The sequence below is a fragment of the Streptomyces sp. NPDC058195 genome, from assembly GCF_042883525.1.
In the GTDB taxonomy this organism is placed as follows: domain Bacteria; phylum Actinomycetota; class Actinomycetes; order Streptomycetales; family Streptomycetaceae; genus Streptomyces.
On record NZ_JBHVVM010000029.1, the window covers coordinates 43,127 to 57,021 of the forward strand.

Below are 13,895 nucleotides of genomic sequence, written 5' to 3' on the forward strand. Positions count from 1 at the left end.
TGGCCGTCGGCGCCGAGGGGGCGCGCGATGAGGGTTCTGCTGCTCGGAGCCAACGGCTTCCTCGGCCGCTTCGTGGCCGACCGGCTGCTCGCCGACCCCGCCGTGCACCTCACGGCGCTCGGCCGCGGCGACGACGCCGACGTACGCTTTGACCTCGCCAGCGGCAGCCCCGGCGCGCTGACCCGTTTCCTGGACGCCGTCCACCCCGGAGTCGTCGTCAACTGCGCGGGCGCCACCCGCGGCGGGGCCCGCGACCTCACCCGGCACAACACCGTCGCCGTTGCCACGGTCTGTGAGGCCATGCGGCGCAGCGTCTGCACCGCCCGGCTCGTCCAGCTCGGCTGCTCCTCGGAGTACGGGCCCTCGCAGCCCGGCTCGTCCACCGCCGAGGACGCCGTCCCGCGCCCCGGCGGCCCGTACGGGGTCAGCAAGCTCGCCGCCACCGAACTCGTCCTCGGCTCCGGCCTCGACGCGGTCGTGCTGCGGGTCTTCTCGCCGGTCGGCCCCGGCACCCCGGCCGGTTCCCCGCTCGGGCGGCTGGCCGAGGCGATGCGCCGGGCCATGCAGTCCGGCGACGGCGAGCTGAAGCTCAGCGGCCTCGGCGTGCAGCGCGACTTCGTGGACGTACGCGATGTCGCGCGCGCGGTGCACGCCGCCTCGCTCTCCGCCGCCCAGGGCGTCGTCAACATCGGTACCGGCCGGGCCGTGCGCCTGCGGGACGCCGCCGCCGTCCTCGCCAGGGTCGCCGGGTTCGCCGGTGCGCTCCACGAGCTGGACGCGCCCCCGTCCCGGCTGCCCATCGGCGCCCCGCGCAGCTCCGGTGAGTCGGTGATCGAGCACCTCTCGGCGACCCCGTCGCCCTACCCGGACGGCTGCGGCGCCTGGCAGCAGGCCGATGTCCGCACCGCCCGGGACCGGCTCGGCTGGCGCCCCCGGATCAATCTGGAGGAGTCCCTCGCGGACATCTGGATGGAGGCGGCGTGCCGCATCTGACCAGCCCCGGCACCGCCCGCCGGACCAGCGGCGCCGAGCGGCTCGGCTTCGGCGTGCCCGGGTACGCGCATCCGCTGCTCGCGCCGACCGAGTGGGCCGAACTGGCCCGGCCCGGCACGCCGCTGCACTGGGCCGTGCTCAACATCGACAACGGTCCCGGCGCCCGCCCCGACCCGCACTGCCTGGAGGCCGTGGGACGGCTCCGCCACGCCCACGGACGGACCGGGCACGGCCAGGGCCCGCGGGATGCGCGGGCGGCGGGCGGACGGCTCTTAGGCCATCTCGACCTGGCGTACGGCAGCCGCCTCTTCGCCGAGCTGATCGCCGACGCGCAGTGCTTCCTCGACTGGTACCGCGTCGACGGCTTCTACCTCGACCGCTGCCCGGCCGAGCGCAGCCACCTCCCGGTGGTGCGCCGGCTCACCAGCACGCTCGCGGCGTTCCTTGAGCACGGCGGCCGCCCGTACGGGAGGGGGAGCGGGCCGCTGGTGCTGGGCGTGGGCACTCACCCGTACCCCGGCTACGCCGAGGCCGCCGACCAGCTGGTCACCTTCAACGGGGGGTGGACCGACTACCGCTGGTCCCAGGTGGCGGAGTGGACCGCCTCCTATCCGCCGGAGCGGTTCGCGCACTTCGTCCACGGGGTTCCGCGCACCCACCTCGACGAGGCGATGCGGGTCGCCCGCTGGCAGGGCGCGGGCACGATCTTCTTCACGGATCGAGACGGCCAACGCGGACAGAACGACCCCTTCACGACGCTGCCCAGGTACTGGGACGAAATCGTCTCGCGGATCGGACCAGGTATCTCGGAATGAGAGGGGGCGTGGCAGTGTTACCGGAAGAACAACCGTACGCAGTCGAAGTACGTAGAAACCGACCACCTGCATTGTTGAGGTTCCTGTGTCGCTGCCACCCCTGGTCGAGCCAGCCGCTGAGCTCACCGTCGACGAGGTCCGCAGGTACTCCCGCCACCTGATCATCCCGGATGTCGGGATGGACGGACAGAAGCGACTGAAGAACGCGAAAGTGCTCTGTGTCGGCGCCGGAGGTCTCGGCTCGCCGGCCCTGATGTACCTGGCCGCGGCCGGTGTCGGCACGCTCGGCATCGTGGAGTTCGACGAGGTCGACGAGTCGAACCTGCAGCGCCAGATCATCCACAGCCAGTCCGACATCGGGCGCTCCAAGGCCGAGTCCGCCAGGGACTCGGTGCTGGGCATCAACCCGTACGTGAACGTGGTCCTTCACGAGGAGCGGCTCGAAGCCGACAACGTGATGGACATCTTCGCCCCGTACGACCTGATCGTGGACGGCACGGACAACTTCGCCACCCGCTATCTGGTCAACGACGCGGCGGTGCTGCTGAACAAGCCGTACATCTGGGGCTCGATCTACCGGTTCGACGGCCAGGCGTCCGTCTTCTGGTCCGAGCACGGCCCCTGCTACCGCTGCCTCTACCCGGAGCCGCCGCCGCCGGGCATGGTCCCGTCCTGCGCCGAGGGCGGTGTGCTCGGGGTGCTCTGCGCCTCCATCGGCTCCATCCAGGTCAACGAGGCCATCAAGCTGCTCGCCGGTATCGGTGACCCGCTGGTCGGCCGGCTGATGATCTACGACGCCCTGGAGATGCAGTACCGCCAGGTCAAGGTCCGCAAGGACCCCGACTGCGCGGTCTGCGGCGAGAACCCCACCGTCACCGAGCTCATCGACTACGAGGCCTTCTGCGGCGTCGTGTCCGAGGAGGCCCAGGAGGCGGCGGCCGGTTCCACGATCACTCCCAAGCAGCTCAAGGAGTGGATCGACGCGGACGAGAAGATCGAGATCATCGACGTCCGCGAGCCGAACGAGTACGAGATCGTCTCGATCCCGGGCGCCAGGCTGATCCCGAAGAACGAGTTCCTGATGGGCAACGCCCTCCAGGACCTTCCGCAGGACAAGCGCATCGTCCTGCACTGCAAGACGGGCGTCCGCAGCGCCGAGGTCCTCGCGGTCCTCAAGTCGGCGGGCTTCGCCGACGCGGTGCACGTGGGCGGCGGAGTGATCGGCTGGGTCAACCAGATCGAGCCCGAGAAGCCGGTGTACTGAGACACCGTGTGCTCAGGGTGAAGGGGCCGGTCCGCACGGACCGGCCCCTTCACCCTTCCAGCCCGGCGTCACGAGCAGGTCGTGCCGTCCTCCGGGACAGCCCCGTCGAGGAAGTACGCGTCCACGGCCGAGGTCACGCAGGAGTTCTGGCCGTACGCGCCGTGCCCCTCGCCCTTGTTGGTGAGCAGCACCCCCACGCCCCTGCCCAGCTCGTCCGCCATCCGCCGGGCGCCCTCGTACGGGGTCGCGGGGTCGCCGGTCGTCCCGACGACCAGCACCGGACCGGCGCCCGGGGCGCTCGTCTCCGGGTTCTCGCGCTCGCCCGCCACCGGCCACCGCGCGCACCACCCGGCGGTGTCCCACGCCAGGAACGGGCCGAACACCGGGGACAGCTTCCGGAACTCCGGCAGCAGCGCCCGCGCCTCGTCCGTGGTCGGCCGGAGCTTGCTGTCGGCGCAGGCGACGGCACGCTGGGAGTGGCTCTCGGTGGTGTAGCGCCCCCGCGCGTCCCGGCCGTTGTACGCGTCGGCCAGCCGGAGCAGGGCGTTCCCGGTGCCGCTCTTCTCGGCCTCGTCGAGCGCCTGGGTCAGGACCGGCCAGCTGGACTTGGAGTAGAGCGGCGCGACGATGCCGATGATGGCCAGCGATTCGTTGAGTTCGCGGCCCGATGCGGTCGGCAGCGGCGTGCGGTCGATCCGCTCCAGCAGCCGTGCGATGCGCCGGGTGCCGTCCTTCGGGTCCTGTCCGGAGGCCGTCAGGTAGTTGTCCAGGGCCCGCTGGAAGCCGGTCGCCTGGTTGCGGGCGTGCCCGATCGCGTCGGCGGTCGGGTCGACGACGGCGTCCAGGACGGTCCGCCCGACGCGCGCGGGGAAGAGGTGCGCGTAGGTGCCGCCGAGTTCGGTGCCGTAGGAGATGCCGAAGTAGGTGAGCTTCCGGTCGCCGAGGACCTCGCGGATCAGGTCCATGTCCCGGGCGGCGTTCGACGTGCCGACGTACGGCAGGACCGTGCCGGAGCGGCGTGCGCAGCCGGCGCCGAAGTCGGCGCCGTACTTCATGAAGGCCGCCTCCTCCGCCGCCGTGTCCGGCGTCATGTCGACCTTCTGGTTGTCGGCCTCCTGCTCCTTGTCGGTGCGGCAGTTCACGCCCTCGCTGCCCGCGACCCCGCGCGGGTCGAAGCCCACCAGGTCGTAGCGGGAGTTGAGGTTCGTGTACGAACCGGCGGCGCGCGGCAGTGTCGAGACGCCGGAGCCGCCGGGGCCGCCGAAGTTGAAGAGCATCGAACCGAGGCGTCGGCCCTGGTTCGCGGCCCGCTTGCGGATCAGCGCGATCCCGAGGGTGTCGCCGTCGGGCTTCGCGTAGTCCAGCGGCACCCGGACCGTCGCGCAGCGCCACTCGGAGCCGGGCGCGCTCTCCCCGGCGCGGGCCTCGCACCGCTTCCAGTCCGGCCGCTGGGAGGTGAGGGAGGCGGGGAGCCGGGGCGGGCCCGGCTCCCCGGCGGACGGGGAACCGGCCGGGGACGTGCCCGCGCGGTCCCTGCCCCCGTCCGTACTCCCGCCGGTACTCCCGTCCGTACTTCCGCCGCAGCCCGCGAGCAGCCCGGTCAGCAGAAGTGCGGCGGAGACCAGGGCTCCGGCGCGTGCGTGTACGGCCACGTGGTACGTCCTCCCGATGGGGCTGCTCGGCGTCGGAGCCGAGAGAGGCCGCCCATGCTAAGGGCTGCTCCGCAGCGGTCGTCGCACGCCCGCCGGGAACCACGCGGCAGTCCTGAGGCGTACGTGCCGGGGGGAGGCGTTACTTGCAGACCGTGTCGGCCGAGGGGACCTTGCCGTCCAGCAGGTAGCCGCCCACGGCCTGCTGCACACAGGCGTTGCCGCTGTTGTACGCGCCGTGCCCCTGGCCCTCGTACGTCATCATCACGCCGACCCCCTTGCCCAGCGCGTCGGACATCGCCTTGGCCCCCTCGTACGGGGTCGCCGGGTCGCCGGTGTTGCCGATGACCAGGATGGGGGCGGAGCCCGGGGCGCTCACGTCCGGGGTCTTCCACGCGCCCGCCACCGGCCAGCCGGTGCAGGTCATCAGGGACCAGCCCAGGTAGTCACCGAAGATCTTCGAGGCGGAGCGGAAGTCGGGGAGCTTGGCCTCGGTCTGGCCGGAGGTGAACCGCTGCTTGGAGTCGGCGCAGTTGATCGCGGTGTTGGCGGCCATCGAGTTGTCGTAACGACCGTTCTGGGAGCGCCCGTTCAGCGAGTCGGCAAGGGCCAGGAGCAGTCCGCCGTTGCCGCCGTCGGCTTCGTCAAGGCCCTGTTCCAGCAGCGGCCAGGTCTGCTTGGAGTAGAGGGCGGCGGCGATGCCGGTGATCGCCAGGGACTCCGTCAGGTGGCGCTGCCCGAGCCCTTGGATGGGCTTCTTCTCCAGCCGGTCGAGCAGCTCGGAGATGTGCTGCTCGACTTCCTTGGAGGTGGAGCCGGGCAGCTTGCAGGCGTCACCGCGGTCCACGCAGTCCTGGGTGAAGTTGTCCAGGGCGTGCTGGAAGCCCTTGGCCTGGCCGAGGGAGGCCTGCTCGGTGTCCTGCGTGGGGTCGACCACCGCGTCCAGCACCGCCCGGCCGACGTTCTTCGGGAACAAGTGGGCGTAGACGCCGCCGAGTTCGGTGCCGTAGGAGATCCCGAAGTAGTGCAGCTTCTGGTCACCGAGCACCTGGCGCATCAGGTCCATGTCCCGGGCGGCGTCGGTGGTGCCGACATAGGGGAGCTGCTTGCCGGACTTCTGCTTGCAGGCCAGCGCGAACGTCTTGGTGTTCTTGACGAGGGAGTCCACCTCCTCGCTGTTGTTCGGGGTGGCGTCGCTCTCGTAGCGGGCGTCGAGCTGCTTGTCGTCCTCGCACTTCACGCCCTCGCTGCGGCCGACGCCGCGCGGGTCGAAGCTGACCAGGTCGTAGCGCGCGCGGAGCTTCTCGTAGTCGGTGCCGAAGGCGGGCAGGGTGGCGACGCCGGAGGCACCCGGGCCGCCGAAGTTGAAGAGGAGGGAGCCGATCCGCTGGTCCTTGTCCTTGGCGGCGGCCCGGATCAGGGCCAGCCGGATCGTGTCGCCCCCAGGCTTCGCGTAGTCGAGCGGCGCGTTCATGAACGTGCACTCCCAGGGGGTGCCACCGGGCAGCGGGGACGGCGCCTTTCCGCCGCCCTGCGCCGCGGACGGGGCGGGGCAGGGCTGCCACGTCAGCTTCTGGGAGCCGAGGTCGCCGGAGCTGCTGGCCTCGGCGGCGTTCGCGGCGACCGGCGAGTTCCGTGACCCGGCCGGGCCGCTCCCGTCGCTCTTCGAGCAGGCGGTGAGGGGCAGGAGCAGGGTGGCGGCGGCGGTCAGGGCGGCGGTGCGCAGGGCAGGGGAGGTCCTCATGCGTCCATGGTGCGGCGTGACCCGGGGCCCTGCACGGGGCGCCGGTCCAAGCGGGTGGCGGGCGGCCGGGGCGTCGCCCGACTGGCCTCCCGGCCGCCCCCGACCGAGGGGTGAGGGGGCGTCAGAGCGCACCCTTGCGGGTCAGGTGGTTGAAGCAGAGCCAGCCGGGCAGCACCGGCAGCCACAGCGTCAGCAGGCGGTACAGCAGCACGGCGGGGGCCGCGACCTCCTTCGGCAGCCCGACCGCGATCAGACCCAGCGTCAGCGCGCCCTCCACCGCCCCCATTCCGCCCGGGGTGGGCGCCGCCGACCCGAGCGCGTTGCCCGCCAGGAACACCACCGCGATGCTCGCGTAGCTCAGATGCGGAACGTCCGGACCGCTGAACGCCCGGACCGAGGCGTCCAGGCACATCACGAACAGACCGGTCAGCAGCAGCATTCCGCCGATGCCGGTCAGCAGCTTCTGGGGCCGCTGCACCACGTCGAGCATGCGCGGCACCACCCCGGCGAACAGCGACCGCACCCGGGTCACCACGAACTTCCGCAGGAACGGGACGGCCGTCACCACCAGCACCAGCACGGCGACCGTCAGCAGCCCGGCGATGACCGTCCTGGACGGGGTGAGCGAGGACGGGGTCTTCTCGGTGCCGGTCAGGTAGCCGAAGGCGGCCAGCAGCAGGATGTGGCAGCCGAGGCCGAACAGCTGCGAGGCGCCGACACTCGCCACGGCGAGCCCGGGGCGCACCCCGGCGCGCTGCAGGAAGCGGGTGTTCAGCGCCACTCCGCCGACCGCGGCCGGGGCGACGATCTTCACGAAGGAACCGGCGACCTGCGCCAGCACCGTCTTCCCGAACGGCACCCGCTCCGGAACGAAGCCCAGCAGGCTCATCGCCGCCGCCACGTAGCTGAGCGCGGAGAAGCCCACCGCCGCCGCCACCCAGCCCCACTCCGCCTGCTCGGCCACCGCGCCGAAATCGGGCTGGGTGATCTGCGAGATGAGGAAGTACGCGGCGATCGCCCCGGCGATGCAGCTGACCAGGGTGCGCGGCTTGATCCGTTCCAGCCGCACCGGTTCGACCGGTGCCTGCGGCCGGATCAGCAGCACCTGGCGCCGCATCTGGCTGAGCAGGTCCTCCTCGCGGGCTTCTTCGAGGGCGTCGTCCAGGGCACGCTTCTCGGCCTGCTTCTGGTTGCGCAGTGCCTTGCGGTCGGTCCTGGCGCCGGTCTTCGGGCCGGTGTCCGCCCCGCCGTCCGGGGACACGGCGGGCTGGGCCGTGTGTTCCTGCGCCCTGGCCCGCTTCGCCGCGTCCGAGGCCGCCAGCACCGCCTCGCGCTCCCGCTGCGAACGTTCCCGGGCGAGCCGCCGCAGGGCCGCCCGGGTGGAGCGGCTCAGCGCGATCGGCTGGAGCAGCGGCAGGCAGTCCGCGACGGCGTCGGGGCCGAGCACCTCCAGCGCCCCGGCGACGGCCCGCTCCGCTCCCACCCGCAGACCGGTGGTGGTGAGCAGCTGGGCGACGTCCATCCGCAGGACCAGATCACCGGCCGCGATCTCACCGCCGCGCAGATCGGTGACGAACACCGTGCCGGAACGATCCACCAGGATGGCGTCACCGGTGAGCCTGCGGTGCGCGATCCGGCGCGACTGGAGCGCCTTCACCTGCCGCCAGGCCCCGTGCAGCAGCTCGTCGGTGATCTCCGCGTCCTCCAGGGCGTCCAGGGAACGGCCGCCGATGTGCTCGTACACCAGCATCACGGCGTCCGGCCCGAGCTCGGAGGTGGCGATCAGCTTGGGCGCGTTGGCCCCGGCGGCGATCGCCGCGTACGCGAGCAGCGCCTCCTGTTCCAGGGCCTGGCGCAGCGACTGGATGGAGCGGCGCTCGGTGATGCCGCGGAGGGTGAGGCGGCGCCACACCCGGTAGAAGAAGCCCTGGGCCTGCTGCTCGCGGTCGACGACCGTCACATCCAGCGGAGGCCCGTCCTCCAGGGAGACCAGATAGCGGCGCCCCCGGTCGCTCTGGTCGCCCGAGTCGAGCGTCTCGTCGGCGCGCATCGCGCTGACCGGGCGGAAGCCGACACGGCGCAGACCGGCCATCAGGTGCTGGCCGGTCGGCCGTACGTTCGGTGAGCCGACCGCGTACAGCGTGCCGTACGCCACGGTCCAGCCGATCAGCACGGTGAGGATGATCGAGAACGGGGTGGTGTAGCCGCCCACCAGCATCGCGAAGGCGTCGAGCAGCAGCACCACCCAGAGCACCACCCGCCAGCGCGGCCGTCTCGCCATGCCGACGGCCGTCATGTACGCGATCACCGGAGCGAGATAGCCGTGCACGGGGTCGCTGAGCGCGTCCCCCGGCTGCGGCTGGGTCAGGGCGTCCTGGATGGTGCCGGGGGCCGACTGGGCGACCCAGAGGTCGGCGGCGAGCGTGACGCCGTGGGCCAGTACGGCGGCGAGCACCCCGTCGGCGATCCGCAGCCCGTCGCGTTTGATCAGCCGCTCGATGGCGAAGACGACCGGGACGAGCAGGACCGCGATGCTGGAGACCAGGCCCGCGATCTTGATCAGGAGGTCGGGTGCCTGGCCGGTGCCCTTGGTGATGTCCTGTTCGAGGCCGGTGGTGGTGCCGTGGGCGAACGCGGCGAACGCGAAGAGCACCGCGACCGCCAGGACACCGATGAGGAGCCGCATGAGGTCGGAGGGGCGGTGCACCCGGGCGGGGAGCAGCGGCTCGTCCCCCGAGACGCGCTCGGCCTGCTCCTCGGCGACGGCCGAGAGCGTCGAGCCGACCGTGCCGGGGGTATCGGGTCGCGGCTCGGCATCAGGGGCGTCCGCCGCCTTCGGTGGCTGCACGCCCTGCTCCTTCGTCGCCTCTGATGGGTCTTCGTGTTCTCGTATCACCGGTCACCGTCCGCACGATGGTGGCACGGTCCGGCGGCGGAGGGCGGCGCCAGGGTGCACCGCACCGACGCGCGAAGCGCAAGATACGCCCCTTCGACGCCGCCCGCACACCTGATGATCCGACAGCTGAAACAGGTGGGGCCGCGATGTCGGTGGCGTACGGCAGGATGGGACGGATGAGCCAGGAGCCAGCGGACGGCGAGGGGCCGGTCCACGAACTGCCGGAGTACGCGGAGCGGGTGCTCGACGCTGTCGAGCTGGTCCCGCCCGGCCGCGTCATGACCTACGGGGACGTCGCCGAATGGCTCGGTGAGGGCGGCCCGCGCCAGGTCGGCCGGGTCATGTCGCTGTACGGGGCCGCGGTGCCCTGGTGGCGCGTGGTGCGCGCGGACGGCGGGCTGCTGCCCGGCCACGAGCTGCGGGCGCTGGACCACTACCGGGCGGAGGGCACCCCGCTGCGCGAGGCCCCCCGCGGCGCGGAGGGCCATCTGCCGCGCCTCGACATGAGAAGGGCGCGGTGGGACGGCGGCACCGCGGGCGGTGGCGCGGACCGGGACAAGGACCAAGGTGCTCACACCTGACAGCTTCGGCCATCCGGCGGCGCGGAGGGCGGCGCCGGGGCCGCACAACGTACCCGGTATGCCGGAACGTGTGGGGCGATGTGACGAGGAACGTGACGAGGGACGCAGCGCGGGCGGCCCGGATCGCGCCGCCACTGGCGTAGCTTCGTAGGTTCGCGGCGCGCACCGCGCGCCCGGCACCCCGGGCGTCCCTTTCACCCCGGGCGTCCCCTTCACCCCGGGCACCCTCCGCATCCTCGACATCAGTACACCCACCAGGACCGGCGATCCACGTGAGCTCCTCCTCCACCACCCGGCACAGTCCGCACCGTCCCGCACGGCAGCGGGCCGCGGGCGCGTACCGGCTGGTGCGCACCCCGCCGGGCTCCGTGGACCCTCCTGTTCTGGACGCGGCACAGCGCGCGGTGGTTGATCACCCGGGCGGTCCGCTGCTGGTACTCGCCGGACCGGGCACGGGCAAGACGACCACGCTCGTCGAGGCGGTCGCCGCACGCATCGCCCGGGGCGCCGAGCCGGCCCGCGTCCTGGTGCTCACCTTCAGCCGCAAGGCCGCCGTCGAACTGCGCGACCGGATGGCCGCCCGCCTCGGCGCCGCCCGGGGCCCGCAGGCGACCACGTTCCACTCCTTCTGTTACGCCCTGGTCCGCGCCCACCAGGACGCCGACCTCTTCGCCGAACCGATGCGGCTGCTCTCCGGGCCGGAGCAGGACGTCACCGTCCGCGAGCTGCTCGCGGGCCAGATCGAGCTGGAGCGGGACGGCTTCGCGCACATCCGCTGGCCCGACGAGCTGCGGGCCTGCCTGACGACGCGGGGCTTCGCCGACGAGGTGCGCGCGGTGCTGGCCCGCAGCCGCGAGCTGGGCCTCGGGCCGGACGCGCTGGCCGCCTTCGCCCGCCGCACCGGCCGGCCGGACTGGGGCGCCGCCGCCGGGTTCCTCGCCGAGTACCTGGACGTGCTGGACGCGCAGGGGGTGCTGGACTACGCGGAGCTGGTGCACCGGGCGGTGCTGCTCGCGGAACGCCCCGAGGTGTCGGCGCTGCTCGCCGGGCAGTACGACGCGGTCTTCGTGGACGAGTACCAGGACACCGACCCGGCGCAGGTGCGGCTGCTGCACGCGCTGGCCGGGAACCGGGGGAGCGCCCCGGGTGCCGGGGGCGGCCGGGACCTGATCGCCTTCGGTGACCCGGACCAGTCGATCTACGCGTTCCGGGGCGCCGACGTGAACGGCATCCTGGACTTCCCGGAGACCTTCCGGCGGGCGGACGGCGCCCCGGCCCCGGTCGGTGTGCTCACCACGTCGCGGCGCTCCGCCGGGCAGCTGCTGGCCGCCACCCGGCTGCTCACCCGCCGGATGCCGCTGACCCGGCTGCCCGCGGAGAAGGTCCGCGCCCACCGCGAGCTGACCGCGGTCCGCGAGGGCGGCGGCGTGGAGGCGTACACGTATCCGACCGCCTCCACCGAGCTGGACAACATCGCCGACCTGCTGCGCCGGGCCCATCTGGAGGACGGCGTCGCATGGAACGAGATGGCCGTGCTGGTACGGGCCGGGGGCCGCACGATCCCCTCGCTGCGCCGGGCCCTGACCGCGGCGGGCGTTCCCCTGGAGGTCGACGGCGACGACCTCCCGCTGCGCCACGAACCGGCGGTGGCCCCGCTGCTCACCGCCCTGCGGGCCGTCGCCACGGCAGCCGTGCGCCGGAGTGCGCCGGAGCCGGAGGCCACGGAACGGTGTGAGGACGCCGGGGCCCCGGACACAGAGGCCGCGCAGGCCGCGGAGAAGGCCGGACAGCCTGAGGACACCGAGGCCCTGGCCCCGGCCCCGGAGAGCGTGGCGACCCCTGCGAACGCGGCGAACCTGGAGAGCGCGGAGAACGTAGCGGCCCCGGCGAACCCGGCGAACCCGGCGAACGCCGGACAGCCTGAGGCCACCGAGGCCCCGGACCCGGACCCGGCGGAAGGAAAGCCGGAAGCCGCGGCAGGAGCGGAGCCGACGGACGGCGCCGGGCCGCCGGAGCACGACCGGGGTGCGAACGGCGGGAGCGGCACGGAGACGGAGTCCGCGGCCACGTCCTCCTGGCTGGACACCGAGACCGCGCTGACCCTGCTCGGCTCCCCGCTCGGCTCCATGGACGCGGCCGACCTGCGCCGCCTGGGCCGGGCCCTGCGCGACGAGGAGCGCGCCGCCGGAATCCGCGTACCGGCGCCCTCCGGCGACCTGCTGGCCCGCGCGCTCGCCGAGCCCGAACGGCTCGTCACGCACGATCCGGCGTACGCCCGCGGCGCCCAGCGCCTCGGCGCGCTCCTGCGCAAGGCGCGTGAGCTGCTCGAAGGCGGCGGCACCGCGGAGGAGGCCCTGTGGGCCCTGTGGTCCGGTACCCCATGGCCGGGCAGGCTGGAGCGCGCCGCCCTGCGCGGCGGCGCGGGCGGCCGCAACGCCGACCGCGACCTCGACGCCGTCTGCGCCCTCTTCGACACCGCGGCCCGCGCCGAGGAGCGCACCGGCGGACGCGGCGCGCTCAACTTCCTGGAGGAGGTCGACGCCCAGGACATCGCCGCCGACACCCTCTCCCGGCGCCTGGTGCGCCCCGATGCCGTACGGCTGATGACCGCCCACCGTTCCAAGGGCCTGGAGTGGTCCCTGGTGGTCGTCGCGGGTGTCCAGGAAGGGCTCTGGCCGGACCTGCGCCGCCGCGGCTCGCTGCTGGAGGCGGACCGGATCGGCCGCGACGGCCTCGCCGAACCCCTCACCCCCGGCGCCCTCCTCGCCGAGGAGCGACGGCTCTTCTACGTCGCGGCGACCCGCGCCCGCGAACGGCTCGTCGTCACCGCGGTGAAGGCCCCGGCCGACGACGGCGACCAGCCGTCCCGCTTCCTCACCGAGCTGGGTACCGAACCCCGCGACGTCACCGGCCGCCCCCGGCGCCCGCTCGCCGTCGCCGCGCTCGTCGCCGAACTCCGCGCCACCACCGTCGACCCCGCCGCCTCCGACGCCCTGCGCGAGGAGGCCGCCCGCCGCCTCGCCCGGCTCGCCGCGCTCACCGACGACGACGGCCAGCCGCTCGTCCCGGCCGCCCACCCCTACCGCTGGTGGGGGCTGTACGAACCGACCCGCTCCGCCGTCCCGCTCCGCGACCGGGACCGGCCCGTGGCCCTTTCCGGCAGCGCGCTCGACCAGCTCGCCCACACCTGCGCGCTCCAGTGGTTCCTCGGCCGCGAGGTCAAGGCGGACGCCCCGGCGACGGCCGCCCAGGGCTTCGGCAACGTCGTCCACGTACTGGCCGACGAGGTGGCCTCCGGGCGCACCCCGGCCGACCTCGCCGTCCTGATGGAGCGGCTGGACTCGGTCTGGGACGGGCTCGTCTTCGACGCCCCCTGGAAGTCCGGGCAGGAGAAGGAGCAGGCGCGGGCCGCCCTCGAACGCTTCCTGCGCTGGCACGTCATGGACCGCGCCGGGCGCACCCCCGTCGCCAGCGAGCACGACTTCGACGTGACGCTGGAGGCGGGGGAGTACGAGGTGCGCATCCGGGGCTCCATGGACCGCGTCGAACGGGACGCCGAGGGCCGGGCCTACGTCGTCGACTTCAAGACCGGCAAACAGTCCCCGACCCGGGACGAGGTCGCCCGCCACCCCCAGCTCGCCGTCTACCAGCTGGCCGTCCGGGAGGGCGCGGTCGACGAGGTCTTCGACGGCCGCCGTCCCGAGCCGGGCGGCGCCGAACTCGTACAGCTGCGCCAGCCCGCCCCGAAGAAGGAGGGCGGCGAGACCCTGCCCAAGGTGCAGGCGCAGGAATCCCTCGCCGGGGAGTGGGTACCCGAACTGCTGGCCACCGCCGCGGGCCGGGTCCTGGACGAGCGGTTCACCCCCACGACCGGCCAGCACTGCACGCACTGCGCCTTCCGGGCGTCGTGCAGCGCACAGCCGGAGGGCCGCCACATCCTGGAGTGAGCGCGG

The 13,895-nt window shown here is 73.4% G+C and carries 8 protein-coding genes; 5 read left to right on the plus strand and 3 right to left on the minus strand.

Annotated elements, in window-relative coordinates; genetic code table 11:
* Positions 1-27 precede the first annotated feature (27 nt).
* The 3 genes from ACFVWY_RS28780 (at position 28) to moeZ (ending at position 3,072) form a co-directional block, all read left to right on the plus strand.
* A complete protein-coding gene (locus ACFVWY_RS28780; protein ID WP_389877537.1) occupies positions 28-993 on the plus strand; it encodes an NAD-dependent epimerase/dehydratase family protein in 966 nt (321 codons plus the stop codon).
* A complete protein-coding gene (locus tag ACFVWY_RS28785; protein ID WP_389877539.1) occupies positions 981-1,808 on the plus strand; it encodes a spherulation-specific family 4 protein in 828 nt (275 codons plus the stop codon). The genes ACFVWY_RS28780 and ACFVWY_RS28785 overlap by 13 nt, the downstream gene beginning before the upstream one ends.
* A gap of 85 nt (positions 1,809-1,893) precedes the next feature.
* Positions 1,894-3,072: an adenylyltransferase/sulfurtransferase MoeZ gene (gene moeZ, locus ACFVWY_RS28790; RefSeq protein WP_389877541.1), complete on the plus strand. Its 1,179-nt coding sequence runs from the start codon at positions 1,894-1,896 to the stop codon at positions 3,070-3,072.
* A 68-nt stretch (positions 3,073-3,140) separates the two neighbouring features.
* Here the strand turns inward: moeZ and ACFVWY_RS28795 are convergent, their stop codons facing one another.
* From ACFVWY_RS28795 to ACFVWY_RS28805, 3 genes are all read right to left on the minus strand, one after another.
* Positions 3,141-4,724, minus strand: coding sequence for an alpha/beta hydrolase (locus ACFVWY_RS28795; protein WP_389877542.1), 1,584 nt, complete (start codon positions 4,722-4,724; stop codon positions 3,141-3,143).
* A 139-nt stretch (positions 4,725-4,863) separates the two neighbouring features.
* Positions 4,864-6,465, minus strand: a complete 1,602-nt coding sequence (locus tag ACFVWY_RS28800; RefSeq protein ID WP_389877544.1) for an alpha/beta hydrolase — start codon at positions 6,463-6,465, stop codon at positions 4,864-4,866.
* 121 nt (positions 6,466-6,586) lie between these two features.
* Positions 6,587-9,313, minus strand: a complete 2,727-nt coding sequence (locus ACFVWY_RS28805) for a lysylphosphatidylglycerol synthase domain-containing protein (RefSeq protein WP_389877545.1) — start codon at positions 9,311-9,313, stop codon at positions 6,587-6,589.
* Between the two features lie 224 nt (positions 9,314-9,537).
* On the opposite strand from ACFVWY_RS28805, the gene ACFVWY_RS28810 reads away from it, so the two are divergent.
* Together ACFVWY_RS28810 and ACFVWY_RS28815 are read left to right on the plus strand one after the other, a co-directional pair.
* Positions 9,538-9,942: an MGMT family protein gene (locus ACFVWY_RS28810; RefSeq protein WP_389877546.1), complete on the plus strand. Its 405-nt coding sequence runs from the start codon at positions 9,538-9,540 to the stop codon at positions 9,940-9,942.
* A 272-nt stretch (positions 9,943-10,214) separates the two neighbouring features.
* Entirely contained in the window at positions 10,215-13,889 is a 3,675-nt protein-coding gene (locus ACFVWY_RS28815; RefSeq protein ID WP_389877548.1) for a UvrD-helicase domain-containing protein, read from the plus strand.
* Positions 13,890-13,895 lie beyond the last annotated feature (6 nt).

Coding starts and splice junctions, on each gene's coding strand:
- ACFVWY_RS28810 (WP_389877546.1), top strand. CDS start 9,538: ATGAGCCAGGAGCCAGCGGACGGCGAGGGGCCGGTCCACGAACTGCCG.
- ACFVWY_RS28780 (WP_389877537.1), top strand. CDS start 28: ATGAGGGTTCTGCTGCTCGGAGCCAACGGCTTCCTCGGCCGCTTCGTG.
- ACFVWY_RS28800 (WP_389877544.1), bottom strand. CDS start 6,465: ATGAGGACCTCCCCTGCCCTGCGCACCGCCGCCCTGACCGCCGCCGCC.